This window comes from Pseudotabrizicola sp. 4114 (assembly GCF_031457365.1).
Lineage (GTDB): Bacteria > Pseudomonadota > Alphaproteobacteria > Rhodobacterales > Rhodobacteraceae > Pseudotabrizicola.
The window spans coordinates 77,427-103,219 of sequence record NZ_JAVDWP010000008.1; the positions used below are offsets into that span (position 1 = coordinate 77,427).

21 protein-coding genes are annotated in these 25,793 nt (G+C 64.2%); 8 read left to right on the plus strand and 13 right to left on the minus strand.

Annotated elements, in window-relative coordinates; all coding sequences use genetic code 11:
- Positions 1 to 10 precede the first annotated feature (10 nt).
- Positions 11 to 1,378: an FAD/NAD(P)-binding oxidoreductase gene (locus J2X53_RS16865; protein ID WP_349038658.1), complete on the minus strand. Its 1,368-nt coding sequence runs from the start codon at positions 1,376 to 1,378 to the stop codon at positions 11 to 13.
- Positions 1,379 to 1,588: 210 nt separating this feature from the next.
- Between J2X53_RS16865 and J2X53_RS16870 the strand changes: the two genes are divergently transcribed.
- Positions 1,589 to 2,023 (plus strand): Rrf2 family transcriptional regulator, encoded by a 435-nt coding sequence (locus J2X53_RS16870; RefSeq protein WP_349038659.1) that lies wholly within the window; start codon positions 1,589 to 1,591, stop codon positions 2,021 to 2,023.
- Positions 2,024 to 2,032: 9 nt separating this feature from the next.
- Here J2X53_RS16870 and J2X53_RS16875 read toward each other — a convergent pair whose 3' ends face one another.
- Positions 2,033 to 3,001, minus strand: coding sequence for a DUF808 domain-containing protein (locus J2X53_RS16875; RefSeq protein WP_349038660.1), 969 nt, complete (start codon positions 2,999 to 3,001; stop codon positions 2,033 to 2,035).
- Between the two features lie 179 nt (positions 3,002 to 3,180).
- On the opposite strand from J2X53_RS16875, the gene gap (J2X53_RS16880) reads away from it, so the two are divergent.
- From gap (J2X53_RS16880) to J2X53_RS16900, 5 genes are all read left to right on the plus strand, one after another.
- Complete coding sequence (gene gap / locus J2X53_RS16880) at positions 3,181 to 4,182, plus strand: type I glyceraldehyde-3-phosphate dehydrogenase (RefSeq protein WP_349038661.1); 1,002 nt, start codon at positions 3,181 to 3,183, stop codon at positions 4,180 to 4,182.
- Between the two features lie 27 nt (positions 4,183 to 4,209).
- A complete protein-coding gene (locus tag J2X53_RS16885) occupies positions 4,210 to 4,353 on the plus strand; it encodes a hypothetical protein (RefSeq protein ID WP_349038662.1) in 144 nt (47 codons plus the stop codon).
- An 87-nt stretch (positions 4,354 to 4,440) separates the two neighbouring features.
- Complete coding sequence (gene gap / locus J2X53_RS16890) at positions 4,441 to 5,442, plus strand: type I glyceraldehyde-3-phosphate dehydrogenase (RefSeq protein ID WP_349038663.1); 1,002 nt, start codon at positions 4,441 to 4,443, stop codon at positions 5,440 to 5,442.
- Between the two features lie 92 nt (positions 5,443 to 5,534).
- Positions 5,535 to 8,096 (plus strand): cation:proton antiporter, encoded by a 2,562-nt coding sequence (locus J2X53_RS16895; RefSeq protein ID WP_349038664.1) that lies wholly within the window; start codon positions 5,535 to 5,537, stop codon positions 8,094 to 8,096.
- Positions 8,097 to 8,219: 123 nt separating this feature from the next.
- Positions 8,220 to 8,390, plus strand: a complete 171-nt coding sequence (locus J2X53_RS16900; protein ID WP_349038665.1) for a hypothetical protein — start codon at positions 8,220 to 8,222, stop codon at positions 8,388 to 8,390.
- Positions 8,391 to 8,520: 130 nt separating this feature from the next.
- Here J2X53_RS16900 and coaD read toward each other — a convergent pair whose 3' ends face one another.
- The 3 genes from coaD to J2X53_RS16915 all read right to left on the minus strand — a co-directional run bounded on the left by coaD (position 8,521) and on the right by J2X53_RS16915 (position 10,579).
- Positions 8,521 to 9,021, minus strand: coding sequence for a pantetheine-phosphate adenylyltransferase (gene coaD / locus J2X53_RS16905; protein WP_349038666.1), 501 nt, complete (start codon positions 9,019 to 9,021; stop codon positions 8,521 to 8,523).
- A gap of 148 nt (positions 9,022 to 9,169) precedes the next feature.
- Positions 9,170 to 9,604 carry a CBS domain-containing protein gene (locus tag J2X53_RS16910; protein WP_349038667.1) on the minus strand — a complete coding sequence of 145 codons (435 nt, stop codon included), beginning with the start codon at positions 9,602 to 9,604 and terminating at the stop codon, positions 9,170 to 9,172.
- A 54-nt stretch (positions 9,605 to 9,658) separates the two neighbouring features.
- The gene (locus J2X53_RS16915) at positions 9,659 to 10,579 is read right to left on the minus strand and encodes a LysR family transcriptional regulator (protein ID WP_349038668.1); all 921 of its coding nucleotides are present in this window, start codon (positions 10,577 to 10,579) and stop codon (positions 9,659 to 9,661) included.
- Positions 10,580 to 10,686: 107 nt separating this feature from the next.
- Here J2X53_RS16915 and J2X53_RS16920 point away from each other — a divergent pair, with 107 nt between their 5' ends.
- The gene (locus J2X53_RS16920; protein ID WP_349038669.1) at positions 10,687 to 12,186 is read left to right on the plus strand and encodes a CoA-acylating methylmalonate-semialdehyde dehydrogenase; all 1,500 of its coding nucleotides are present in this window, start codon (positions 10,687 to 10,689) and stop codon (positions 12,184 to 12,186) included.
- A 175-nt stretch (positions 12,187 to 12,361) separates the two neighbouring features.
- A complete protein-coding gene (locus J2X53_RS16925; RefSeq protein ID WP_349038670.1) occupies positions 12,362 to 12,568 on the plus strand; it encodes a DUF2892 domain-containing protein in 207 nt (68 codons plus the stop codon).
- On the opposite strand, the gene J2X53_RS16930 is transcribed toward J2X53_RS16925, so the two are convergent.
- The 8 genes from J2X53_RS16930 to J2X53_RS16965 all read right to left on the minus strand — a co-directional run bounded on the left by J2X53_RS16930 (position 12,569) and on the right by J2X53_RS16965 (position 25,759).
- The gene (locus J2X53_RS16930; RefSeq protein ID WP_349038671.1) at positions 12,569 to 13,558 is read right to left on the minus strand and encodes a DUF4105 domain-containing protein; all 990 of its coding nucleotides are present in this window, start codon (positions 13,556 to 13,558) and stop codon (positions 12,569 to 12,571) included.
- A 9-nt stretch (positions 13,559 to 13,567) separates the two neighbouring features.
- A complete protein-coding gene (uvrA, locus tag J2X53_RS16935) occupies positions 13,568 to 16,432 on the minus strand; it encodes an excinuclease ABC subunit UvrA (RefSeq protein WP_349038672.1) in 2,865 nt (954 codons plus the stop codon).
- A 94-nt stretch (positions 16,433 to 16,526) separates the two neighbouring features.
- The gene (locus J2X53_RS16940) at positions 16,527 to 17,687 is read right to left on the minus strand and encodes an MFS transporter (RefSeq protein ID WP_349038673.1); all 1,161 of its coding nucleotides are present in this window, start codon (positions 17,685 to 17,687) and stop codon (positions 16,527 to 16,529) included.
- Between the two features lie 80 nt (positions 17,688 to 17,767).
- On the minus strand, positions 17,768 to 19,165 hold the full coding sequence (lpdA, locus tag J2X53_RS16945) for a dihydrolipoyl dehydrogenase (protein ID WP_349038674.1): 1,398 nt from the start codon (positions 19,163 to 19,165) through the stop codon (positions 17,768 to 17,770).
- Positions 19,166 to 19,240: 75 nt separating this feature from the next.
- Positions 19,241 to 19,828 (minus strand): DUF924 family protein, encoded by a 588-nt coding sequence (locus J2X53_RS16950; RefSeq protein ID WP_349038675.1) that lies wholly within the window; start codon positions 19,826 to 19,828, stop codon positions 19,241 to 19,243.
- 53 nt (positions 19,829 to 19,881) lie between these two features.
- The gene (locus J2X53_RS16955; RefSeq protein ID WP_349038676.1) at positions 19,882 to 21,135 is read right to left on the minus strand and encodes an MFS transporter; all 1,254 of its coding nucleotides are present in this window, start codon (positions 21,133 to 21,135) and stop codon (positions 19,882 to 19,884) included.
- A 191-nt stretch (positions 21,136 to 21,326) separates the two neighbouring features.
- Positions 21,327 to 22,358, minus strand: coding sequence for a tRNA preQ1(34) S-adenosylmethionine ribosyltransferase-isomerase QueA (gene queA / locus J2X53_RS16960; RefSeq protein ID WP_349038677.1), 1,032 nt, complete (start codon positions 22,356 to 22,358; stop codon positions 21,327 to 21,329).
- Between the two features lie 14 nt (positions 22,359 to 22,372).
- On the minus strand, positions 22,373 to 25,759 hold the full coding sequence (locus tag J2X53_RS16965; RefSeq protein ID WP_349038678.1) for an AsmA-like C-terminal region-containing protein: 3,387 nt from the start codon (positions 25,757 to 25,759) through the stop codon (positions 22,373 to 22,375).
- Between the last annotated feature and the right edge of the window lie 34 nt (positions 25,760 to 25,793).

Genomic DNA, 25,793 nt, shown 5'->3' on the forward strand with positions numbered 1-25,793 from the left:
TTTCCCCTCCTCAGGCTTTGCCGCGCAGCATGGCGTTATAGGTTGGCTTCAATGCGGTTTCCTTCATCAGCCAGCTGATCCACAGCTCTTCCAGCGGCGCGATCACGCCCGGGAACGACGGCACCAGATTGTCCTGATAGTCAAACTCGATCAGCATCGCGCGGCCGATCCGGGTGATCATCGGGCAAGAGGTATAGCCGTTGAACACCGCCGTGCCCTCTTTGCCCTGCAACGCGGCCACAAGGTGATCTTCGACCACCGGAATGTGCCATTTGACCGAAGCCGCGGTCTTGCCCTTGGGCACGCCGTTGATATCACCGATGCCAAAAACGTTGGGATAGCGCAGATGGCGCAGCGTGCCCTGATCCACCTCGATCCAGCCCTGCCCCACCCATTTGTCAGCCCAGGACAGGCCCGACTCCTGCACCACCTTTGGCGCGGTCATCGGCGGGATCACGTTGATGAAGTCAAAGGCGATGGTCTGCTCGGTGGCAGCGGTATCGACGATCACGCCCTCCTTGATCGCCTGAGAGGCCGGAGTGGTGAAGGTCGCGGTTTTCGCTGCCACATCAATGGCCTTGAGCACATGGTCATAGCGCACATCCACGCCCCGGTCGCGAAACAGCAGTTTGAGCTTTTCATTGACGATCGGCACTGAAAACAGCGCCTTGTTATGGGCGGCATAGATCATCTGGCTCTTGTCGCGCGTGCCTTTGCGGCGCAGATAATCGTCCGTGAGGAAGGCGTATTTCAGCGGTGCCCCCGCACATTTCATCTCGGTCGCCGGACGGCTGAACAGGGCGGTGCCGCCGGTGTCGGTAAAGGCATCCATCGCGCGCCAGGTGGCTTCCGCCTGGTCTGGCCCGGCATAAACCGCGCCGATGCCGTTCTGGCCGACCTGCGCCAGATCGAACCCTTCGACCCCGGCCCAGTTCAGCGTCAGGCCCGCCGCGACGATCAGGTAGTCGTAATCCAGCCTGGTGCCGTCCGCTGTGGTCACGGTCTGCGCCACCGGGTCGATGTTGGCGGCATAATCCTCGACCCATTTGACCGACCGGGGCAGCCAGTCGCCGGTCGAGGATACCGAATACCCCGCCGGTTTCAGCCCTGCCGCGATCAGCGTAAACCCCGGCTGATACCAGTGATCCTTGCGGCCATCGACGATGGTGATCTCGGCCCCCTCCAGCCGTTCGGCCAGACGATTGGCGATACCGGTGCCGCCCGCCCCTGCCCCGACAATCACGATCCGCGCCTTGGTGCGCACCGCCTGCGCCCGCGCGGGCGCGCCAAGGCTGGCAAGGGCCACGCCCCCCGCTGCCGCCGTCAGAAAGCCACGTCGCGATGGCAGCGCTGCGCGTAAATACAGTGATTCGGACATGGTCACTCCCCCTTTAAATCCATTCATATAAATGAATGTATTTTCGTCAGGGAAACTTGATCTGGATCAATCAGCAGGCACGGGCCGCGAAATACGAACCGCTGATACAGGTTTATTTTACCTCAGAGCCCGGCAATCTGATCTGGATCAACCTCGCGGCCAGCCAACTTGAGCATGGTGCCCACAGACCCAAACACCCGAGGCCCAGCAATGCGACTGACCACCCGAACCAATCTCGCGATGCGGACCCTGATGTTCTGCGCCGCAAATCCCGACCAGATCGTGCGCAAACGCGAGGTGGCCGCAGCCTGCAACGCCAGTGAAAACCATCTGGCGCAGGTGATTCACCTGCTCGCCCAACAGGGCTATCTGCGCACCGTGCGCGGACGTGCCGGGGGGCTGATGCTGGGCCGCAGCCCCGAACGGATCTCGGTGGGCGAGATCTTCCGCCAGTTCGAAGCCGGACTGCCGTTTGCCGAGTGCTTTGCGGGGGAAGAGTGCAATTGCCCGCTCATTGGGTCGTGTCGGCTGAAACCGGCACTGACCTCTGCGCTGGATGCGTTTTACAGCAAACTTGATACGATGACGGTCGCCGATCTGATGCGCGACAACACCGATCTGAACCACCTGCTGAAAGTCGCCTGAGCGGTCTGATCAGGGCGCAGAGCGCTTGCCGGTGACCGCCGACCACAGCGGCATGATCACCCGGGTGGCAACCGGGATCAGCACCAGCCCCAGGGCCAGACCAAAGATGCCGTCCATCACCGCCTTGGCGATCCATTCCACCGCCGCCACCCCTTGCGGCACCAGATGCCCTGCGACAGCGGCCCAGTCGTGGATATGATGGCCCAGCCAGCCAAAGCCCAGCTCTTCCATGCCATGAATAACGATTGACCCGCCGACCCAGAGCATCGCCAGCGTGCCGACGACCGACAGCACCGCCAGCAGCTTTGGCATCAAGGCCACCAGCCCGCGCCCAATGCTGCGACCGGCGCCAGTGCGGCCGGTGGCCGCCATATGCAGGCCGACATCATCCATCTTCACGATCAGCGCCACCGCGCCGTAGACCACGACCGTAATCATCGCCCCCACAATGGCCAGCGTGATTGCCTCTATCCACAATTCCCCTTGCGGGATCGCGGCAAGGGCGATGGTCATGATCTCGGCGGACAGGATGAAATCGGTCTTGATCGCGCCTGCGACCTTTTCTTCTTCCAGATGCAGCGGGTCGCCAGTGGACAGATCCGCCGCCACCACGGCATCGGCATGCGGAAACAGCAGGTGAAACACCTTTTCCGCCCCCTCAAAGCACAGATAGGCTCCGCCCAGCATCAACAGCGGCGTGATCGCCTGTGGCAGGAACGCGTCCAGCGCCAGCAAGCCCGGCAACAGGATCACCAGCTTGTTTTTCAGCGACCCCAGCGAAATGCGCCAGATGATCGGCAATTCACGCTCGGCGGAAAAGCCGGTGACATATTTCGGCGTCACGGCGGCATCGTCGATCACCACCCCGGCTGCCTTTGCCCCGGCCTTGGCCGCCGCCGCCGCAATGTCATCAACCGAGGCCGCCGCCACCTTGGCAATCGCGGCCACATCATCCAGCAAGGCCAGCAAACCGCTCATTCAGTCACCCCATGACGTTCGGTTGCTTTTAGCTGACGCCCAAGACAAAGGCAAAGCCCGCAAATCGTTAGCGCAAACAGCGCAGGTTTGCGCTAACATCATGATAATGTGTCGCTTTTGATCTAGGCAGACGCCGACGCGGATTGTATCCGACAGCCAGCTTCAGGCAGGAGAGACGCATGACCATCACCGTCGGCATCAATGGCTTTGGCCGTATCGGGCGCTGCACGCTGGCGCATATCGCGGAATCGAACCGCAATGACGTGCAGGTGGTGGCGATCAACGCCACCGGGCCGATTGAAACCAACGCCCATCTGCTGAAATACGACTCGGTGCATGGCCGGTATCCCGGTGTGATCAAGGTCAGCGGCACCACGCTGGATCTGGGCCGTGGCCCGATCCGGGTGCAAAGCACCTATGAGCCGTCTGAACTGGACTGGGACGGCGTCGATGTGGTGCTGGAATGCACCGGCAAGTTCAACGACCGCGACCGCGCCGCCGTGCATCTGACGCGCGGGGCCAAGCGGGTGCTGGTCAGCGCCCCGGCCAAACGCGCCGACATGACGGTGGTATACGGCGTCAACCATCGCGCCCTGACCCCGGATCATCATGTGGTGTCGAACGGGTCTTGCACGACCAATTGCCTTGCCCCGCTGGCCAAGGTGCTGAATGACGCCATCGGCATCGAATCCGGCATCATGACCACGATCCACAGCTATACCGGCGATCAGCCCACGCTCGACCGCCGCCACAAGGATCTGTACCGCGCCCGCGCTGCCGCCATGGCGATGATCCCCACCACCACCGGCGCGGCAAAAGCTCTGGGCGAGGTGCTGCCGGAACTGGCGGGCAAACTGGATGGCACCTCGCTGCGGGTGCCGACCCCGAATGTGAGCGCCGTGGATCTGACCTTTATCGCCGCCAAGTCTGTGACGGTGGACGAGGTGAACCAGATCGTGCGCGAGGCCTGCGGCGGATACATGGGCATGGTCATGTCCTATGATCCCGAACCCAAGGTCTCTATCGACTTCAATCACACGCCGCATTCGTCTATCTTTGCCCCTGACCAGACCCGTGTGGTGGGCCGTTCTGTCCGCGTTCTGGCATGGTATGACAACGAATGGGGCTTTTCCTGCCGGATGGCCGATGTGGCCGGGGTGATGGGACGGCTGCTGCAATAACGGGGCTGGCCCCCGGATGGGGACAACGTGACCGACCGGATTGCCCTGAGCCTTGGCCTGATCATCGTGGCGGCGATAGCCGCTGACATCGGGTTGAACGAGTCCCGCGCGATGATGTTTCTTCTGATGAAATTCGCCGATATGATCGAATGGCTGGCATTCTGGCGCTGATCGCGCCAGTCTGCCGTTGATTTCTGGCGCTGACTGGTGATGTTAGCGCTAAACGTGACATCCGAGTCGCTATCAGAGGAGATTGCCATGACGGTCAAAGTTGCCATCAACGGATTCGGGCGCATCGGGCGCAATGTGCTGCGCGCGATCATCGAATCGGGCCGCACCGATATTGAGGTCGTTGCGATCAATGATCTGGGGCCGGTTGAGACCAACGCGCACCTGTTGCGGTTCGACTCGGTGCATGGCCGCTTTCCCGGCACCGTAACCACCGGCGAAGACTGGATCGACGCGGGCCGGGGCCGCATCCGCGTCACCGCCCTGCGCAATCCCGCCGATCTGCCGTGGTCGGATGTGGATGTGGTGATGGAATGCACCGGCATCTTCACGTCCAAGGAAAAGTGCCAGGCGCATCTGGAAAACGGTGCCAAACGCGTGCTGATCTCGGCCCCCGGTGAGGGCGCGGACAAGACCATCGTGTATGGCGTGAACCATGACACCCTGACCAAAGACGATCTGATCGTCTCGAACGCGTCGTGCACCACCAACTGCCTGTCGCCCGTGGCCTATGTGCTGAACGAGGTGATCGGCATTGAAAAAGGCATGATGACCACGATCCACAGCTACACCGGCGACCAGCCGACGCTGGATACCATGCACAAGGATCTGTACCGGGGCCGCGCCGCCGCCCTGTCGATGATCCCGACCAGCACCGGGGCGGCCAAGGCGGTCGGTCTGGTCCTGCCAGAGCTGAAGGGCCGCATGGATGGCTTTGCCATCCGCGTGCCCACGCCGAACGTCAGCGTGGTGGACCTGAAATTCATCGCCAAACGCGAAACTTCGGTCGATGAGATTAACGCCGCGATCCAATCGGCGGCGGATGGCAAGCTCAAGGGCATTCTGGGCTATACCGAGTTCAAGAATGTCTCGTCCGACTTCAACCACGACCCGCATTCTTCGGTGTTCCATATGGACCAGACCAAGGTGATGGACGGCACGTTCTGCTCGATCCTGACCTGGTACGACAATGAATGGGGGTTCTCGAACCGGATGGCCGATACCGCTGTCGCCATGGGCAAACTGATCTGAGGATCGCGCCATCGCGTACATGTTTCGGGCCGGTCACGTTTCGTGACCGGCCCTTCCTTTTTCTCGGGTGACCAAAGGGTTATCATCGCGGCATGGACCTGATTGTTTTCCTCGCCATTTTGTCTGGCCTGTTTTTGGCCATCGCCCTGTCCGAGCCGCTGGCGGCCCGGTTGCGCCTGCCTGTCACCGTGATTCTGGCCGCCATCGGCATCGGCATCGGGGCGGCGGCGGCGTGGTTCTTCCGCACCGAAGTCACCGATGCGCTGAACCCGCTGGCGCTGGCGATTCTGACGCTGCCGATCTCGTCCGATCTGTTCATCTATATCTTCCTGCCGGTGCTGATCTTTCAGGTCTCGCTGACCCTGAACCTGCGCCGGTTGCTCGACGACTGGGTGCCGGTTCTGGTGCTGGCAGTGGTGGCCGTGGTGGTGGCGACCTTTGTGATCGGCATGGCGCTGAAACCCTTTACCCCGCTGCCGCTGATCGCCTGTCTGCTGATCGGCGCGATTGTCTCGACCACCGATCCGTCTGCCGTGGTCAGCATCTTCCGCGCCACCCCCGCGCCGCAACGGCTGGCCCGGATCGTGGAGGGCGAAAGTCTCTTGAACGACGCGGCCGCCATCGCGCTGACCTCGGTGTTTCTGGTCGCCGTTGCCGCCCGTGATGCCGAGCCGAACATCGGTCTGGCGCTGCTGGAATTGCCCTGGCTGATCATCGCCGGGGCGTCGGTTGGCTGGCTGGTCGGCAGGCTGGCGGTTCAGGTGATGGGCTGGATGAACCTCTGGCCGCTGGCGCAGGTGTCGATCAGCTTTGCCACCCCCTTTGTCACCTTTCTGTTCACCGATCAGGTGATCGGCGCGTCTGGCGTGGTGGCCGTGGTTGCGGCGGGGATGACGGTCAACTTTTCCGCCCCGGGCCGGATCTCGCCGCCCGCCCTGGCGCAGCTGCGCGATGCCTGGGCGCTGATCGCCTATTGGGCCGGCGGGCTGATCTTTGTGTTGGCCGCCCTCTTGGTGCCGCGTGTGCTGGCCGACCTGCGCCCCACCGATATCGGCCTGATCTTTGTGACGGTCATCGCCGCGTTTGTGGCTCGCGCCATCGTGCTGTACGGCATCCTGCCGCTGCTGACCGCGACGGGACTGTCGCCGCAGGTCGATCCGCCCTACCGGATCGCGATCCTCTGGGGCGGGCTGCGCGGTGCCGTCACTCTGGCGCTGGCGCTTGCCGTGACCGAAAACCCCGGCATCTTTGTCGAAACCAAACGTCAGGTCGGCATCATCGCCACCGGCTTTGTCCTGTTCACGCTGCTGGTTCAGGGGACCACGCTGCGCTGGGTGATCTCCAGACTTGGCCTTGACCGCCTGTCGCCCCTTGACCGGGCGCTGTCGGATCAGGTGGTGGCGGTGTCCTTGCAAGAGGTGCGCGAAACCGTGTCGGAAACCGCGCGTGAGATGGACCTGACCCCCGCCATCGTCCGGGATGAGGCCGTGCGCTTTGGCGAGCGGCTGAACCTGGCCGTGGAACGCGCCGATGAGGCGCGCGACATTCTGGAAAAAGACCGGGTGACGCTGGGCCTGCTTGCGCTTGCCGGGCATGAGCGCGATCTGATCCTGGAGGCGTTTCAGGAAAACCTGATGTCGCCGCGTCTGGCCGACCGGATGCTGGCCGACGCCGACCGCCTGATCGAGGCCACCCTGACCGAAGGCCGCTCCGGCTATCGTGCGCAGGCGCGCCGGTCGCTGATGGCCAGCCGCACCCTGCGCGCGGCGGAATGGCTGCACAACCGCTTCCGCTTGAAACAACCGCTGGCCCGGCTGACCGAAGACCGGTTCGAGGCGCTGGTTGCGCATCGTCAGATGCTGCGGGCGCTTACCGGATTTATCGAGGGCCGGATCATGCGCATCCACTCGCGCCGGGTGGCGGGCCTGCTGCACGATCTGATCAAACGCCGGATCGAGGACACCAACCGCGAGATGGAGGGGCTGCGCACCCAGTTCCCCGGCTATGCCGAAGAGCTGGAACGCCGCCTGATCCGCCGTCTGGTGATGCAGCGCGAAGAGGCGGAGTATGACCAGATGACCGCCGACGGCTTGATCGGCCCCGAACTGCGGCTGTCGCTGCGTGATCAGACCGCAGGCGAGCGCGCGGCCCTTGCCGCCCGCCCCCGGCTGGACCTGCGCCTGCAACGCAGCGACATCGTGCGCAGCTTTCCGCTGTTCTCGGATCTGGACCCCGAGTCGCTGTCGCAACTCGCCAAGCAGATGAAGACGGTTTACGCCAAACCCGGCGACATTCTGATGCGCAAGGATGACAAGCCCGACCGGGTCTGGTTCATCGCAAGCGGCGCGGTCGAGGCGGAGCAGGCCAGCAGCCGCTTTCTGCTGGGCCGGGGCGAGATGTTCGGGCAGCTGTCGTTGTTGTTGCGCCGCTCGCGCCGGGCGCGGGTGACAGCGATCAGCCACACCACCCTGCTCACGCTGGAGGAAACGCGGTTTCTGGATCTGCTGCGCCGCGCGCCGCAGCTGTGCACCGCCGTTCAGGCCAGTGCCGAAAAGCGTGGTGTGGCGCTGGATGCCAGCCAGCTGCCGCAAAGTGGCGAACCGGCTCCGGTCAAAGCCAGCTGGCTGCGTCGGGGGATGAGCGCCGCGAAGTAGCCATGCACAGGTTGCATGGAGCCGCGCCAGTTCTGCGGGTTGTTAGCGCTATCCATGGCCCCCATTTCACGGACAGGCGGCAAGGAACATCCGATTCACCGCCTTTGTGAAAGGAGAGACATGATGATCTCTGTCTATGAAATGATCCGCGACGCTGCTGCAACCTATGCGCGCTACCGCAAGACCCGAAACGAGATTGCAAACCTGCCGCTGGATGTGGCGCTCGACCTTGGAATTTACCCGGGCGATGCCCCGCGCATTGCGCGCAGCGCTGTCTACGGTCAGGCCGCCTGAAGCATTTGGCACAGGCCCACCCCTTCTGGGGAGGGGGTATTGGGCCTCGGGCAGGGATCAGCCGGCGATCTCGCCCGATCAATCGCAAAGGGGGGGCATCTGCCCCCCTTTTTCGTGCCGGATCAGTGCGTTACAACCGGGTGCCGAACCTGCGGCGCAGCGCGGCATCGACCGGGGGCGTCACGAACTTCGACACATCCCCCCCCAGCCGCGCAATCTCTTTCACCAGCTTTGACGCAATCGCTTGCCGCCGGGCATCGGCCATCAGAAACACCGTCTCGATGCTGGCGTCCAGCGCACGGTTCATGCCAACCATCTGAAATTCATATTCAAAATCCGCCACCGCCCGCAGGCCGCGCACGATCACACCGGCGCCCACATCGCGGGCGCAATCAATCAGCAGGTTTTCAAACGGATGCACCACAATCTCGCCGCCAGTGCGGGCGGTGATGGCGGCGCATTCCGCCTCGACCATCGACACCCGGTCCTCAAGACTGAACAGTGGCCCCTTGTCACGGTTGATCGCAACGCCAATCACCAGCCGGTCAACCAGCGCCATCGCGCGCTGGATGATATCGACATGCCCCAGGGTGACAGGATCGAATGTGCCGGGATAAAGGCCGATGCGCATGAGATCCCCCGTTTCCAAACTCCGGGCACGCAACAATATTAGGCAGCGGATTGCAAGCACGAAAGCGTGACGGGGCTTGGCCGCACCTAGCCCCCTCCGGGCAACCGTCGCCGACAGCGACCCCGCCCGAAGGGCAGCCGGGCGCGGGTCAGAACCCTTTGATCATGCCTTCCAGCGCATCTTTTTCGGCAGCCAGCTGCATCAGCCGCGCCTTGACCACATCGCCGATCGAGATCAGGCCGACCATCTCATCGCCCTCGACCACCGGCATGTGACGGAACCGGCCCGTGGTCATCCGCTCCAGCACCGAATCCGCGCTTTCCGCACATTTGCAGCATTGCACTGCCTTGGTCATGATCGCCTCGACCGGGGCAATCAGGCAAACATTACCGTTGCGCGCCACCTCCGCTACGATATCGCGCTCTGACACGATCCCCAGAATGGTCTTGCCATCGCTCGACACCACAACCGTGCCGATCTTGCGCGTGGCCAGAATCTCCGCCACATGGCTCACATCAGCGCCTGGCGGTACAGTGATCACATCATTGCTGGCTTTCAGTTTCAGAATTTGCTGAACAATCATCCTTGTCCTCCCTTGACCCGGCAAGGCCAAGCGTCCGCCCGCTGCGACATTCTGTCAAGCGTCCTGTGGGTCATCGGCGGCCGTGGTCCGGGATTCCAGACGCTGCACCTCACGCCGGATGCCCTGCGCCAGCCGGTCAGCAAAGCGCGACAGCCGCGCCGAATGCGCGTCCCCCTCATGCCGGATCAGCCAGAACGCGCGGGTCAGCGACAGCGCCCCGGTCAGCACCTTGACCAGCTCCGGCGCAAAGGGCAGCGCAAAATCATGCGCGACCCCCACCCCCGCACCGGCGCGCAGCAGGTTCAGCTGCACCGAGACCGAATTTGACGCCATCGCTGGCGTGTTCGCGCCCAGCGGGCCCAGATAATCCAGCTCTTTGTCAAAGATCATGTCGGCGATATAGCCCACCACCCGATGCGCCTTCAGATCGGCCAGTCCGCGCAGTGGCGGGGCATCGGCCAGATACTCCGGATGCGCCACCAGATGCAGCCGGTAATCGGTCAGCTTCTGCACCGTGAGCCGCCCGGCCTGCGGACGGCTGACCCCGATCGCCAGATCCGCCTCGCGCCGCGACAGGTTGAACACGCGCGGCAGCGCCACGATCTGAACCTCCAGCGCCGGATTCTCGTCACAGATCGCCCGGATCACCTGCGGCAGGATATAATTCGCGCAGCCATCCGGCGCGCCTAAGCGGATCTGCCCCGACAGCCCGGTGCCGCCACCACCCCGCAGCGCCTCCTCGGCGCCGGTCAGCGCGGCCTCCGCTGCCTCGGCATGCGGCACCAGCTTTGCGCCCTCCTCCGTCAGCGCATAGCCCTGCGGCGATTTCAGGAACAGCCGCGCCCCCGCCCCTTCCTCCAGCCGCGCCACCCGCCGTCCCACCGTCGCCGGGTCCAGGCCCAGCCGTTTGCCTGCCCCCGACAGCGTCTCGGTGCGCGCGACCGCCAGAAACACCCGCAGATCATCCCAATCCATGATTTGGGCCCCTACCTTTGCAATCCTGCAAAACCTTTTTGGGATATTGCCGCTTTATCCGACTTTTCCGCAAGACTATAGTGACGCCAACCCAAAGGGAGGTTCCTATGAAAGAGATCGGTCACTGGATCAACGGCAAGCATGTTGCCGGCACGTCAGGCCGCTTTGCCGATGTGTTCAACCCCGCCATCGGCGAGGTGCAGGCCCGCGTGGCACTTGCCAGCCCGGAAGAGCTGAACGCCGCGACCGCCGATGCCGCACGTGCGCAGGTCAAATGGGGCGCCACCAACCCGCAGCGTCGCGCGCGGGTGATGATGAAGTTCGTCGACCTCTTGAACCGCGACATGGACAAGCTGGCCGAGGCGCTGTCGTCGGAACACGGCAAGACCATCCCCGATGCCAAGGGCGACATTCAGCGCGGGCTGGAGGTGATGGAATTCTGCATCGGCGCACCGCACCTGCTGAAGGGGGAGTTCACCGACAGCGCAGGCCCCGGCATCGACATGTATTCCATGCGCCAACCCATTGGCGTTGCTGCCGGAATCACCCCGTTCAACTTCCCCGCCATGATCCCGATGTGGAAAATGGGGCCCGCCTTGGCCTGCGGCAACGCGTTCACCCTGAAACCCTCCGAGCGCGCGCCGTCAGTGCCCCTGATGCTGGCCGAGTTGATGCAGGAGGCGGGCCTGCCAGATGGCGTGCTGCAGGTCATCAACGGCGACAAGACGGCGGTTGATGCGATCCTCGACAACCCCGAAATCGCTGGCGTGGGCTTTGTCGGCTCGACCCCGATTGCCGAATACATCTATGGCCGTGGTTGCGCCAATGGCAAACGGGTGCAGTGCTTTGGCGGTGCCAAGAACCACATGATCATCATGCCCGACGCCGATCTGGATCAGGCCGCCGATGCGCTGATCGGGGCTGGCTATGGCGCGGCAGGTGAACGCTGCATGGCGATTTCGGTCGCGGTGCCGGTGGGCGATGAAACCGCCGACCGCCTGATCGAAAAGCTGATCCCCCGGATCGAAAAACTCAAGGTCGGCCCCTATACCGCTGGCAATGATGTGGATTACGGCCCGGTGGTCACCGCCGCCGCCAAGGCCAATATCCTGAAACTGGTCGAATCCGGCATCGCACAAGGCGCGAAACTGGTGGTCGATGGCCGCAACTTCAACCTGCAAGGCTATGAAAACGGCTTCTTCGTCGGCCCGCATCTGTTTGACCATGTCACCACCGACATGGACATCTACCGCAAGGAGATCTTTGGTCCGGTGCTGTCAACCGTGCGCGCAAAGTCGTATGAGGAGGCCATCGGCTACGCGATGGACCACGAATACGGCAACGGCATCGCGCTTTACACCCGCGACGGCGACACCGCCCGCGATTTCGCCAACCGGATCAACGTGGGCATGATCGGCATCAACGTGCCGATCCCGGTGCCGCTGGCCTATCACACCTTTGGCGGCTGGAAGAAATCGTCCTTCGGCGACTTGAATCAGCACGGGCCCGATGCCTTCCGCTTCTACACCCGGACCAAGACCATCACCTCCCGCTGGCCCTCGGGGATCAAGGAGGGCGCGAGCCTCAACTTCCGCCAGATGGACTGATTCTGCCTGCACGGCCATCGCGGCGCCCCCTCACCGGGGCGCCGTTTGCGTTTGCAGGCCTTGCGACACCTTGGCGCATGATCCGTTGCGCCAGATCAATTAACATAGATGAATATGTATATATGATGTATAAAGCATAAACGCCCGACCTGAGGGGCAGCAAAAGGAGATCACCATGCTCAAAACCAATGTTGGCGGCATCGACCGAATTCTGCGCATCGTCGTCGGACTGGCCCTGATCGCAGGCTTTTTCCTGATGCCGGGGGCAGGTTATCGCTGGCTGTTCCTGCTGGGTGTGATCCCGCTGGCCACTGGGCTGATGCAGACCTGCCCGCTCTATTCGATCCTCGGGGTCAGCACCTGCCCGGTCAAGAAAACCTGATCAGGGCGTCCAGGCGCGGCGCAGCAAGTCCGAATAGCTTTGACCCGAGGGGGCATCCATGCCCGCCTTGGGCAGCTTTGCCCGCTCCAGCACCTGCTCCAGCGGCAGATCGGGCTGCACCACGCCCAGCTCATGCAGGAACCCCGGCAGATGGCCCGAGGCCAGCACCCGCCAATCCAGCGCCAGACCGGGGGCGATGCCCTTGACCAGCCGGAACGGCACCGTGGTGCAATTGGCCAACAGCGTGTGATACCACTCCGGTTCCGCCGCCAATTCATTGGCGCGGTTGACGAAATTGAAAAACAGCTGCTTGCGCGCAGCTGGGTCCAGCGTCACTGGAAACAGCGACACCTGCTCACCGCGCGCATCGGTGCGCAGATGAACGATGTCGCGCTCATCCGCGGCGATCATCACCAGCTCATAGCGTCGGAAAAACCCCCCGAGGGCTGAGAAGACCTCGCCTTCCTCGCGGCGGATCTCGCCAGAGAACACGATCCGCTGGCCATCCGCAAAGCCGAAACTGACCAGAACATGCGCGATCAGCGGGCTGTCCCATACGGATGTGAACATATCGAGCGAGGTGATGCGGCCTGCATCGACCACCCGTGTTTCCCAGTTTTCCACTGCCGTATCAGGGTCTTGCCAGCGAAAGTTGCGCACGTTTCTCAAGGTCACACGGTCGCCGTCAAATTCCGCCGTCACACCGTGGCGCACATCCTTGGCCCAGATCCGGTCATCGCGGGGGTCTTGCAGCACCCACCAGACCGCAGCCATCGCGGCCAACACTGCCATCCCCGACCACAGCAGCCCCCAGCGTCGCTGCCACGCGGCCCAGCCAAACCCGGCACCAAGCGCGAGAAGCGCGGCGTGCAGCGCCAGACCAAGCGCGCCATGCGCATGAAAGGACACCGCCAGCCAGACCCAGACCAGCAACATGACCGCAGCTTTCAGCTGAAAGCCGCGCCCGAACAGCCGAAGCGCCTTTTTCACATCAGACCCCTACTCAGCCGCGTGACGCCGGGGTTTCAGCATGTCTTTCAGGTAGCGCCCGGTGTGACTGGCCTCGACCTGCGCCACATCCTCCGGCGTGCCTTCGGCCACAATCAGACCGCCGCCATCGCCGCCCTCGGGGCCGATGTCGATGATCCAGTCGGCGGTTTTGATCACATCAAGGTTGTGCTCAATCACCACCACGGTGTTACCCTGTTCGACCAGTTCATGCAGCACTTCCAACAGCTTGCGCACGTCTTCAAAGTGCAGGCCGGTGGTCGGTTCGTCCAGGATATACAGCGTCCGCCCGGTCGCCCGGCGGCTGAGCTCCTTTGACAGCTTTACCCGCTGCGCCTCGCCGCCCGACAGCGTGGTCGCCTGCTGGCCAACCTTGATATAGCCAAGTCCGACCTGACACAGCGCATCCATCTTGTCACGGATGCTGGGCACCGCCTGGAAAAACCCAAGCGCCTCTTCACATGTCAGATCAAGAACGTCCGATATGCTCTTGTCTTTGAACTTTATTTCCAGAGTTTCACGGTTATAGCGCTTGCCCTTGCAGGTCTCGCAGGTCACGTAAACATCGGGTAGAAAGTTCATCTCGATCTTCAGCACGCCATCGCCCTGACAGGCCTCACAGCGCCCGCCCTTGACGTTGAACGAGAACCGCCCCGGCTGATAGCCGCGCGCTTTCGACTCCGGCAATCCGGCAAACCAGTCGCGGATCGGGCCAAAGGCCCCGGTATAGGTGGCGGGGTTGCTGCGTGGCGTCCGGCCAATCGCGCGCTGGTCGATGTCGATCACCTTGTCCAGATGCTCAAACCCGGTGATCGTCTCACAGGGTGCGGGCGTTTCACGCGCGCCGTTCAGCTTGCCTGCAGCGGTCTTGAACAGCGTCTCGATGGTCAGCGTCGACTTGCCACCGCCCGACACGCCGGTCACGCAAACGAATTTCCCCAAGGGGAAGGTCACGGTGACATTTTGCAGGTTGTTGCCGGTCGCGCCCACCACGGTCAGTTTTTTGCCGCTGCCCTTGCGCCGCACTTTCGGCACCGCAATCTCGCGCGTGCCCGACAGATATTGCCCGGTCAGACTGGCCGGATCGGCCGCAACCTGCGCCGGGGTGCCATGCGCGATCACCCGGCCGCCATGAATCCCGGCCCCCGGCCCGATGTCGAACACATAATCCGCCTCGCGGATCGCATCCTCGTCATGCTCCACCACCAGCACGGTATTACCCTGATCGCGCAGGTTTTTCAGCGTGGTGAGCAGGCGGTCATTGTCGCGCTGATGCAGCCCGATGCTGGGTTCGTCCAGCACATAGAGCACGCCGGTCAGCCCCGATCCGATCTGGCTTGCCAGCCGGATCCGCTGCGACTCGCCGCCCGACAGCGTGCCCGCATTGCGCGACAGGGTCAGGTAGTTCAGCCCGACATTGACAAGGAATCCCAGACGCTCGCGGATTTCCTTCAGGATCGCTTTCGCAATCTCGTTCTTCTGCCCGGTCAGCTCCTCCGGCACGGTCGAGATCCAGGCATGCGCCTCGCTGATCGACATGCGGACCACCTGACCCACATGCAACCCGCCGATCTTGACCGCCAAAGCCTCGGGGCGCAGGCGGTAGCCGCCACAGGCGCCGCAATCGCGGTTGTTCTGAAACCGCTCCATATCCTCACGCGACCAGGCAGAATCGGTTTCCTTGTACCGACGCTCCATATTCGGGATCACGCCTTCGAACACCCGGCGCACCTTGTAGACCCGGCCGCCCTCGTCATAGGAAAAGTCGATTTCCTCCCCATGCGAGCCGTGCAGGAACAGCTGCTGCACATGCGCGGGCAGGTCTTTCCATTTCTTCTTTTTATCAAACTCGTAATGCCGGGCCAAAGCGTCAATGGTCTGCGTGAAATAAGGGCTTTTCGACTTTGACCATGGCGCAATCGCGCCCTGCATCAGGGTCAGGCCCTGATCGGGCACCACGAGCCGCTCGTCAAAGAACAACTCCACCCCCAGCCCGTCACAGACCGGGCAGGCCCCGAACGGCGCGTTGAACGAAAACAGCCTTGGTTCAATTTCGGCAATGGTAAAGCCGGAAACCGGGCAGGCGAATTTCTCGGAAAACGTCGTCCGCTCGCCCTCGGCCCCCTCTTCCGCCGGCGCGGTTTCCACCACGGCAATGCCATCGGCCAGGTTCAGCGCGGTGCGGAAACTATCGGCCAGCCGGGTCTCCAGCCCCTCACGCACCACGATGCGGTCGACCACCACGTCGATGTTGTGGCGGAACTTCTTGTCCAGAGTGGGTGGCTCTTCCAGCTCGTAGAACGCGCCGTTGACCTTGACCCGCTGAAAGCCCTGCTTTCTAAGGTCCAGAAATTCCTTTTTATATTCCCCCTTGCGGTCGCGGATGATCGGCGCCAGCAGATAGGCGCGGCTGCCCTCTGGCATCGCCATCACCGCATCGACCATATCCTGCACCTGCATCGCCGTGATCGGCAACCCGGTCGCGGGGGAATAGGGCGTGCCGACGCGGGCGAACAACAGGCGCAGGTAGTCGTAAATCTCGGTCACCGTGCCAACGGTGGAGCGCGGGTTCTTGCTGGTGGTCTTCTGCTCGATGGAAATCGCAGGCGACAGGCCCGAGATATGGTCCACATCGGGCTTGCCCATCATATCCAGAAACTGCCGGGCATAGGCCGACAGCGACTCGACATAGCGCCGCTGCCCTTCGGCATAGATCGTGTCAAACGCGAGGCTGGATTTGCCCGACCCTGACAGCCCGGTGATCACCACCAGCTGATCGCGCGGAATATCCACATCAATGTTCTTGAGATTGTGTTCGCGCGCGCCGCGCACCTCGATGAACTTCTGCTCAGCCATGACCTACCCCGCAATACCGAGACACAGATAGGGGCTTTCGCGCGAGTCTCCAAGATCAAATTAAGAACAGATTAAGAACACAGGCAAAAGCCGCTCAGATCAGCCGCGCCCGCCGCCGGGCCTGCACTGCATGCAGCACTATGCCAAGCGTGCAGGCCAGCCCGGCCACCAGCGCCAACCCCCAGGGGCCAGCCCCCAACAAGAGCGCCGCCAGCACCGGCGTGCCTGTGGTGGTCCCCAGATTGCCCAGTTGCGCAATCGCCCCCGCCGCCTGCGCCCGGTCTTCCGCCGTGGCGTTCAGCTCGGGGATCGCGGCAAAGCTCGCGCCCTGCACGATCCCCAGCGCCGCCGACACCCAGAGCGCGCCCAGCACCATCCCCGTACCCTGCCCCCAGAACAGCGCCAGCAGCACAAACCCCGGCACCGCCGCCAGATAGCCGCCCTGCACCACGCGCACCGCCGAGACCCGGCCCAACAGCCAGACCCCCAGTGTCAGCGACAGCGCAATCGAGATCAGCGGCATCCCCGCCGCCGCCAGCGCCCGCTGCGCCAGCGGCACATCGGGCGGCACCAGCGTCAGCATCGCAACATACAGGAATGTATAGCAAAAGAACCCCAGCGCCGGGGCAGACAACCGGGGCGAGGCATAGATCGACAGATGCTGTTGCAACACCCCCCGCCGGGCGATCTGCGGCGCGGGCGGATCGCGCGGCAGCAACAGCGCCAGACAGATCCCCATCCCCGCCATCCAGAGCGCATGCGCCACAAACACCCCAGCCGCGCCATAGGCGGCCAGCAAGGGCGGCGCCAGCAGCGCCAGCACCGCATAGGTCACCCCGAAAAAGCTTGACCACAGCGTCATCGCCAGCGCCCGGAACCGCGCCGCCGCCAGTCCGGCAATCACCGTCGGCCCGACCACCACAATGGCCAGATGCGACACACCCTCAACCACCCGGCTGGCGAGCATCGCGGGGTAGGACAGGCCAAGCGACTGCAGCGCACTCATCGCAGCCCCCATCAGCAACGCCGCCACAATCGCCCGGCGCGGCCCGATCCGCGCGACGAACAGCCCCGCCGTGGTGCCAAACACCAGCCCCACCATGCCGACAATGGATACGATCAGCCCCAGCGCCACCGGAGAGGCCCCGGCATACTGGTCCCCCAGCACCTCGAACAGAACCGAGATCTTGCCAAACTGCGCCGCAGCCCCAAGCCCGGCACACCAGATGGCCAGCACCGTCACAACAGCCCGCATGACCGGCCCTTCATCTTATCATATATTCTGGGGGCTTGGGGGGCCGAGGCCCCCCTGATTTTTCGCAGAAAAATCGTGCCTTACATATGCAGTGTGCGGCCGTAAGCGTCGAGCACCGCCTCATGCATCATCTCCGACAGGGTCGGATGCGGGAAGACCGTGTTCATCAGGTCTTCCTCGGTGGTCTCCAGCTGGCGACCGATCACATAGCCCTGGATCAGCTCGGTCACTTCCGCGCCGATCATATGCGCGCCCAGCAATTCGCCGGTTTTCGCGTCAAAAACCGTCTTGATCATGCCTTCCGACTCGCCAAGCGCAATCGCCTTGCCATTGCCGATGAACGGGAACCGCCCGACCTTGATCTCATGCCCGGCCTCTTTCGCCTTGGCCTCGGTCATGCCGACCGATGCGATCTGCGGGTGGCAATAGGTGCAACCGGCAATGCTGCCCGGTTTGATGGCATGCGGATGGCCGCCCGCGATCAGTTCGGCCACCATCACGCCCTCATGGCTGGCCTTGTGCGCCAGCCAGGGTGCGCCCGCGATATCGCCGATGGCGAACAGGCCCGGCACCCCGGTGCGGCAGAATTCATCCGTCACCACATGGGTCCGGTCGATCTTCACCCCCAAAGCCTCCAGCCCAAGGTTTTCGACATTGCCGACAATTCCCACGGCCGAAATTACCGTGTCAAACTCATGGGTTTCGACCTTGCCGCCGACCTCGATATGCGCGGTGACACCGACACCCGGCTTGCGGTCCAGCTTCTTGACGGCCGCCTTTTCCATGATCTTCATGCCTTGTTTGACAAAGCTCTTCTTGGCAAAGGCCGAAATCTCGGCATCCTCGACCGGCAGGATCCGGTCCATCACCTCGACCACCGTGGTGTCAGCGCCCAGCGTGTTGAAGAACGACGCAAACTCGATCCCGATCGCGCCCGATCCGATCACCAGCAGCTTTTTCGGCATCCGGGTCGCCACCAGCGCGTGTTTGTACGACCAGACCAGATCGCCATCCGCCTCCAGCTCCGGCAATTCGCGGGCCCGCGCGCCGGTGGCGAGGATGATGTTCTTCGCCGTCAGCTCTTCGCTACCCTTGTCGGTCTTCACCGACACCACACCGGCTTTGGGCAGCGTCGCCGCGCCCATGAACACGGTCACCTTGTTCTTTTTCATCAGATGGCCGATGCCGCCCGAGAGCTGCTTGGCCACCGCGCGGGACCGCGCCACCACGGCGGGCAGGTCATAGCCGATGCCATCCGCTTTCAGGCCGAATTCCTTGGCGCGCTCCATCAAATGGAACACTTCGGCGCTGCGCAACATGGCCTTGGTCGGGATACAGCCCCAGTTCAGACAGATGCCGCCCAGATGCTCGCGTTCGACAATCGCGACCTTTTGGCCCAACTGGCTGGCGCGGATCGCCGCCACATAGCCACCGGGGCCTGCGCCCACCACGATCACGTCAAAGCTCTGAGCTGCCATTCGTCCCTCCCTGGAAAAAGTGGTTTACCCTTAAACTATTCCTGAAAACCAAGCAACGGACCTGACGCCTCGGCCCTATGCACCAGACGCATGGCTGCTGCGCAGCTGATTGACGATCGCCATATAGCCGCCTTCGACCAGAAATTCCGCTTCCTCAGGGGTGCTTTCGCGCCCCAAAGCCGCGTTGCGGAACGGAAAGCGGCCGAAGCGCGCGATGATCTCACGGTGGGCGCGGGCATGCAGCAAAATCTCTGCATCGCCCTCCATCCGCGTTGCCATCAGCGACACCGCCACATCCTGATCTTCCATATCCTCGGAATGCTCCAGCGGCATGTAAAAGAACTGCCGCTCCGGCACCGGGGCCAGCAGATCCCAGCCTTCGTCCAGCGCGCGGCGCGCAGCAGCGCGGGCGTGAATGTCATTGGCAAAGGCCTCCGGCTTGCCGCGATGGATGTTGCGCGAAAACTGGTCGGCCACGATCAGATAGGCCAGCGTGCCGACCACGCCATCGACCCAATGCTCCAGCCCGCCCTCATGCAGCGCGTCCCACAACGCGCCAAACCGCACGGCGCAGGCATCGTCGATCTCTTCGCCGCCGGCATACCAGCCCTCGGGGCCGATCTCGCCCAACCAGAAATCCAGAACCTCGATCGGATCAGACATGCCGCCCCCTTTGCCATTGTCTCAACCTGACAGGGGATGCCCCGAAAGGCAAATCAGTTCCGCCCGTTGCCCTGCCGCGCATCCTCGGCCTCGACCAGTGCGGCGGTCTCGACCGCGATGATCGACGCGGTCGGTGACACCGGCGTATAGCCCGAGGTCACCATCGGCGTCTCGCGGCGTTGGGTCATTCGCCAGCCTGCGTAAATCGCCAGAACGGCGAACAGAATGCCCATGAACAGGAAGAACCCCGAGGAGCCGATTTCCTCCATCATCCAGCCGGTGATGACCGGGCCGGAAATCGCCCCCAGCCCGTTGATGAACATCAGCCCGGCCGAGGCGGCGGCCATATCGGTCTTGTCCAGATAGTCGTTCACATAGGCCAGCAGCAGCGAATAGAGCGGGTTCGACACCCCGCCGCAGACCGCGCCAATCCCGACCAGCACCCAGAACGGCGGATCAAAGATCACCGGAATCATCAGCACCACCGCACCAAACACCGCCAGCCACAGCACCACGATGCGCCGGTCGATCCGGTCCGACAGCCAGCCTATGGGGTATTGCAGCACCAGCCCGCCAACATAGATCGCCGCGACAAAGATCGTCAGATCGGCAATGCTCAGGCCCGCTTGCGTGCCCCAGACCGCCGCCATCCCGAATTGCGCCGAAAACACGCCGCCCAGCAGAAACATGCCGACACAGCCCAGAGGCGAGGCCGCATACAACCGCCGGAACGACAGCGGCTTGGTCGATTCAAACGCCGGGGCCTGACTGACCGACAACAGGATCGGGGTAAAGGCCAGCGACACCAGCACCGACGGGATGACAAACAGGATATAGCCCGAGGCATCGCCGACATTCAGCAACAGCTGCGCCGCGATGATCCCGATCATCTGCACGATCAGATACAAAGACAGCGCCTGCCCCCGGTTTTCATTGGTGGAGGCGTTGTTCAGCCAGCTTTCGGTGGTAATATACACGCCCGAGAACGAAAATCCGATCACCACCCGCAGCGCCGCCCAAACCATCCAGTCGGGGGCTGCCGCATAGAGGATCAGAACCGCCGAGATCATCGACCCCAGCGCCGCAAACACCCGCACATGGCCGACGCGGCGAATCATCGACGGCGCCAGCCGGCTGCCGAACAGAAACCCCACGAAATAGGCCGACATCACCAGCGACATCTGAAAGGTCGAGAAATTCTCGATCCCGCCCCGGATGCCCAGCAAAGTGCCCTGCATGCCGTTGCCCAGCATCAACAGGCCAAGTCCGAGCAGCAGCGCCCAGGTATTGCGCAGAACGGTCAGCATGGTGCAGGCATCCTTTGGTCAGTCCGGTCACTCTAGGCGCGCGGCGTAAAAAAGTCATGTCGGAGTCGGCCACCCCGCCCGGAACGCGGCCTTTGCGACGCCAGCCGCCAGAACGCAAGCGACAATCCCGTGTGCCTCCCTCCCCCCTGGTGGGGGAGGGATGGGGTGGCGGGCGGTGCCGCCCGCCGCCGCTACGGGATCAGCAAAGACGCGTCGCCATAGCTGAAAAACCGATACTCCCGCGCGATGGCATGGGCATAGATCCGGTCCATCCGGTCCTTGCCCATCAGGGCCGACACCAGCATCAGCAGCGTCGATTTCGGCAAATGAAAGTTGGTCATCAGCGCATCGGTGGCGTGAAAGGTGAACCCGGGATAGATGAAGATATCCGTCGGCCCCTCCCACGGCTCCACCCGGCCCGAGCGCGCCGCCGTCTCGATCAGGCGCAGCGCGGTGGTGCCGACCGGGATCACCCGCCCGCCTGCCGCCCTGGTCGCGTTGATCTGCGCCGCCGCCTCCGGCGTCACCTGCCCCCATTCGGCGTGCATCCTGTGGGTCGCCACATCCTCAACCTTGACCGGCAGGAACGTGCCCGCGCCGACATGCAGCGTCACTTCGGTGAACTGCACGCCCTTGTCGCGCAGCGCGGCCAGCAACGCGGCATCGAAATGCAGGCTGGCGGTCGGGGCCGCGACCGCGCCCTTGTGGCGGGCAAACACGGTCTGGTAATCGTCGTCATCCTGCGCGTCGGGCGCGCGTTTGGCGGCGATATAGGGCGGCAGCGGCATCGCCCCGGCCTGTGCCAGAGCGGCGTCAAAATCCTCTCCGGTCAAGTTGAACACCAGCCGCAGGTCGGTGTCGGATTTTTCCGCCACCGAGGCCGACAGCTCCGGCGAGAACACGATCTCCTCCCCGACCAGCACCTTGCGCAGCGGCTTTGCCATCGCGCGCCAGCCTTCCGTCGCAGGCTCCATCAGCGTGATCTCGATCTTTGCCACCGCCTCGCCGCGCTGGCGCTGCCCGGTCAGCCGGGCGGGAATGACGCGGGTGTTGTTCAGCACCAGCCGGTCGCCAGCCCGCAACAGCCCCAGCAGATCGCGCACGTGCAGATCAGAAATCGCCTCCCCCTCGGCCAGCAGCAACCGCGCCGCCGTGCGGGGGCGCGCGGGGCGGGTGGCGATCAGCGCCTCGGGCAGATCAAAATCGAAATCGGACAGTTTCATCTCGGGCCTTATCGTCAGTTGCCCTGGCGCAGCACGGGCGCGGGGCGGCGGAAAATCTCGCGGAACATGCCCGGCGTCAGGATCGACAGCGGGTTGACGCTCACCTGCGGCGCATCGGCCGTGCCTTGCAGCGCGTAGTTGAAGCCAAACAGCCCCTCGCCCCGCCGCGTCAGCAAGGCCCCGATGCCATTGACCAGATAGATCGGCGACACAACCCCCTGCAAGGCCAGCCGCTTGGTTCTGGTGCCGTAGAGCCCCGCCAGCGACACCCCCAGACTGGCCCCCATGGCCGAGCCGCGCGTGACCTCGATGGCATCGGGGGTGATGATGAAATCCGCCTCGGCCTCGCTGAAAAAGATGCCCTCGCCGTTCAATTGCTCCAGCAGCCCCACGACCGAAATCGCCGACAAGAGTTCGGCCAGCACATTGGCCCCGCGCACCCGCAGCCGCGTCATCTCGGCCCGGCCGTCATAGACCCCCTTTTGCGCGCGTGGCGTCAGCCGCAGATCAAGCGCACCGCCCCGGGCCGAGGCAAAGATCCCCGCCGCCCGCAGCGCCGCCCCGGCATCCGCCGATTGCAGCCGCACCGCAAGGCCATGCCGCGACGGAACGGCGGTGCCGTTGACCGCCGCCGCGCCGTTGATGCTGGCGCGAAAGCTGCCGTTCAGCCCGCCGCGCTGCGAAAAATCGCCGCGAAACCCGGTCAGCGCGATGCCATCACTGACAATCAGCCGGTCAAGGCTCAGCGACAGGGCACCTTGGGTCTGGCCGCCGCCGTCCGCGCCGGCGGGGCGGTCAAAACGGCGCAGATCCACCGTGCCACCGGTCACCGCCACATCGGGCGCGCGCCCTGCGCCGCGCCCGGTCAGGGTCACGCCGCCGGTCAGCCAGCCGTTCAGACGGACCGAGCCAAAGCGCGCCGTCTGCAACCCGCCGCCCTGCGCCAGTGTGATCGCGCCTTCTGCCTCCAGCCCGCCACCGCGCACCGCCAGCCGCGAGATCTGCGGCACCGGACCCAGCACCGCCTCTACCTCCAGCCGCCCGGCAGAGCGCGCGGCTTTGGTCCAGCCGACCGCTGACAGGGTCAGCCCGATGCCGCCCAGATCCGAGGTCAGCCGCAGCTGGCCCGGCGATCCCTGCTCCAGATCAATCGTGACCTCAGCCTGCCCCGCGCCGCTGACCATGCCCGCAGGCAGGCCCAGACCGAACTCGGCCACCGTGTCGGGCGACAGGGTGACAGAGCCTGCCACCCGGCTTTTGCCACGCTGATCCGCGCCGAAGCCTTGGGTAAAGGCCACGTCAAACGGCACCTTGCCGATCCGCCCCGGCCCGCTGATCTGCAAACCGGTCGGGTCGGCGGTCAGGGTCAGCCCCTCGGCAGTGATGGTCTTGCCCGGCACCAGCGCGTCCGATGACAGGCCCAGGATCTGGCCGCGCACCGCATAGGCCACGTCTTTCAGCTCCACCCGCCGCGCCAGCGGCAGCGACAGCCGGGTATCCATCACCGCGCGACCCTGCCCCAGATCGGGCGTGCGTCCGGCCTTTGTCATAAAGCCAAAGGGGGGCAGATCCAGCAGCGACAGCGCGGCGGTGAGCGAGCTTTCGGTGCGCAACCGGATCTCGGCGCGGGCAGGTTTGGCCAACACGTCGGGCACCGAAAACACCGAACCCGCCACATCAATCTGCCCCCCCAGCGGGGCCTCGACCGTGCCGCCATCCAGCACCACCGTATAGGCGCTGCCCTCGACCGACGACCGCCCGCGCCCGCCCTGGATCGGCGGCAAGGTGCGCAGGAACCGCACCTCGGCCCCGTCGAATTCATAGCCAAGCGCCAATCGCGGATCCTGCCCCGGTGTCACCCGCAGCGCGGCTTTCACATTGGTCAGCAGGCCCTGCGCCACATTCTGACCCACCCACTCACGCGTGCGCGGCACCGCACTTTTCGGCCAGATCTGCAACAGCCGGTCATGCGCAATCGCATCCAGCGTCAGATCCAGCGCCACCTGCCAGCCCGTGGTCAGCGCCTCTACCGCGCCCGACAGCGCCAGCCGCCGCCCGGTCTCTTCGATCAGCGCGACCTGTCCGATTTCCAGCCGGAACGGGTCGAGCGTCAGCCGCGCATCCATCGCGCCACCGGAAAAGCGCAAAGGCTGGTCGAACAGCCCCTCGGGGTCGATCTGTGCCTCGGAAATCTGCACCTGCCCCAGAAACCCGGCAGGCAGACGACGGCCCAAAGGCCCGGTCAGGATTTTGCCCGCATCGCCCAGCAGATAGGAATGGCCTGCCGCCTTCAGCCGCAGCGTCGGCCCCTCGACCGACAGATCGCCCAGCACCACCCGGCCCCGCGCCGGATCATAGCTCAGCGATACCGCCGCCCCGTCAAAGCCGATCGGCGGGGTGGCCGCATCAGGCTGCAGTGCGCCCGCCCCCAGCGACATCTGCGCATTCAGCGCGGTCAGCCCGTCATTGTTCAGCTCGGCCGAAATCCGGCCCGAAATCGGCGCGTCCAGCACCCCCAGCCAGCCCAGCACCGGGGTCTGCGCCGCGATATCGGCCGCCGCCACCCCCTCGACCGCCGCCGTCACCCGCACCAGCGTCTGCCCCTTGGGCCGGATCAGCGTGACCAGCGCCTGCGCCGGTTCGCCGGTGTCAGAGGCCAGCGACAACCCGACTTCGGCGGCCAGCGCATCGGGGCGGTTTTCCAGCGTGATGCGGCCATCGCCCACCGTCCAGGTCCGCCGCAGCCGCTGGTCAATCAGCGTCAGGCTGGCGGCTTCGGCCTCGATCCGGTCCAGCCGCGACAACAGCGGTGCCTCCAGCGCGCGGTCGATCTGCGCAAACAGATCACTCAACCCGTTGATCGGCGGGGCGGTGCCCGAGGCCCCGATGCTCAGGTCAAAGCTGCCATCCTCGCGCCGGGTCAGCGTTACGGCGCCGCCGGTGATGCGCAAGGCGGCCGGGCGCAGACTGCGCTCGCGGACAAAGGCCCCGGCGTCAAAGCTCATCCGCAGATCGGGCAGCGCCAGCAAGGTGCTGCCCTGCCCTTGCAGCAGGCGCAGATCCTCAAGCCGCAGGCGCGGGGTCCAGTCCGGGTCCAGTGCGACCTCAATCGCGCCCACCGACACCGCAGCGCCCGGCAGCACATCCTGCAACGCGGCATTGGCGCGGGTTTCCACCTCGGCCACGGTCCATTCCGGCAGGCGGATCGGCTTGCCGGTCAGCGCCAGCACGCCCAGCACCGACACTGTGGCCAGCACCACCAGCACCAAAAGCAGCACCAGACCGGCCTTGCCCGCGCGACGCAGGCGCGGGCGGCGCGCAGCAGCCTTCGGGGGCCGGGGACCGTCGCCGCCCTGCTCCTCCCCCGTCATGGGTTTGCCCTGCGCTGACAGATCCGTCATCGCGCCTGTGCCCTTTTGACCAATCGCTGCCCCT

Coding starts and splice junctions, on each gene's coding strand:
- J2X53_RS16865 (WP_349038658.1), bottom strand. CDS start 1,378: ATGTCCGAATCACTGTATTTACGCGCAGCGCTGCCATCGCGACGTGGC.
- J2X53_RS16870 (WP_349038659.1), top strand. CDS start 1,589: ATGCGACTGACCACCCGAACCAATCTCGCGATGCGGACCCTGATGTTC.
- J2X53_RS16875 (WP_349038660.1), bottom strand. CDS start 3,001: ATGAGCGGTTTGCTGGCCTTGCTGGATGATGTGGCCGCGATTGCCAAG.
- gap (WP_349038661.1), top strand. CDS start 3,181: ATGACCATCACCGTCGGCATCAATGGCTTTGGCCGTATCGGGCGCTGC.
- gap (WP_349038663.1), top strand. CDS start 4,441: ATGACGGTCAAAGTTGCCATCAACGGATTCGGGCGCATCGGGCGCAAT.
- J2X53_RS16895 (WP_349038664.1), top strand. CDS start 5,535: ATGGACCTGATTGTTTTCCTCGCCATTTTGTCTGGCCTGTTTTTGGCC.
- J2X53_RS16900 (WP_349038665.1), top strand. CDS start 8,220: ATGATCTCTGTCTATGAAATGATCCGCGACGCTGCTGCAACCTATGCG.
- coaD (WP_349038666.1), bottom strand. CDS start 9,021: ATGCGCATCGGCCTTTATCCCGGCACATTCGATCCTGTCACCCTGGGG.
- J2X53_RS16910 (WP_349038667.1), bottom strand. CDS start 9,604: ATGATTGTTCAGCAAATTCTGAAACTGAAAGCCAGCAATGATGTGATC.
- J2X53_RS16915 (WP_349038668.1), bottom strand. CDS start 10,579: ATGGATTGGGATGATCTGCGGGTGTTTCTGGCGGTCGCGCGCACCGAG.
- J2X53_RS16920 (WP_349038669.1), top strand. CDS start 10,687: ATGAAAGAGATCGGTCACTGGATCAACGGCAAGCATGTTGCCGGCACG.
- J2X53_RS16925 (WP_349038670.1), top strand. CDS start 12,362: ATGCTCAAAACCAATGTTGGCGGCATCGACCGAATTCTGCGCATCGTC.
- uvrA (WP_349038672.1), bottom strand. CDS start 16,432: ATGGCTGAGCAGAAGTTCATCGAGGTGCGCGGCGCGCGCGAACACAAT.
- J2X53_RS16940 (WP_349038673.1), bottom strand. CDS start 17,687: ATGCGGGCTGTTGTGACGGTGCTGGCCATCTGGTGTGCCGGGCTTGGG.
- lpdA (WP_349038674.1), bottom strand. CDS start 19,165: ATGGCAGCTCAGAGCTTTGACGTGATCGTGGTGGGCGCAGGCCCCGGT.
- J2X53_RS16950 (WP_349038675.1), bottom strand. CDS start 19,828: ATGTCTGATCCGATCGAGGTTCTGGATTTCTGGTTGGGCGAGATCGGC.
- J2X53_RS16955 (WP_349038676.1), bottom strand. CDS start 21,135: ATGCTGACCGTTCTGCGCAATACCTGGGCGCTGCTGCTCGGACTTGGC.
- queA (WP_349038677.1), bottom strand. CDS start 22,358: ATGAAACTGTCCGATTTCGATTTTGATCTGCCCGAGGCGCTGATCGCC.
- J2X53_RS16965 (WP_349038678.1), bottom strand. CDS start 25,759: ATGACGGATCTGTCAGCGCAGGGCAAACCCATGACGGGGGAGGAGCAG.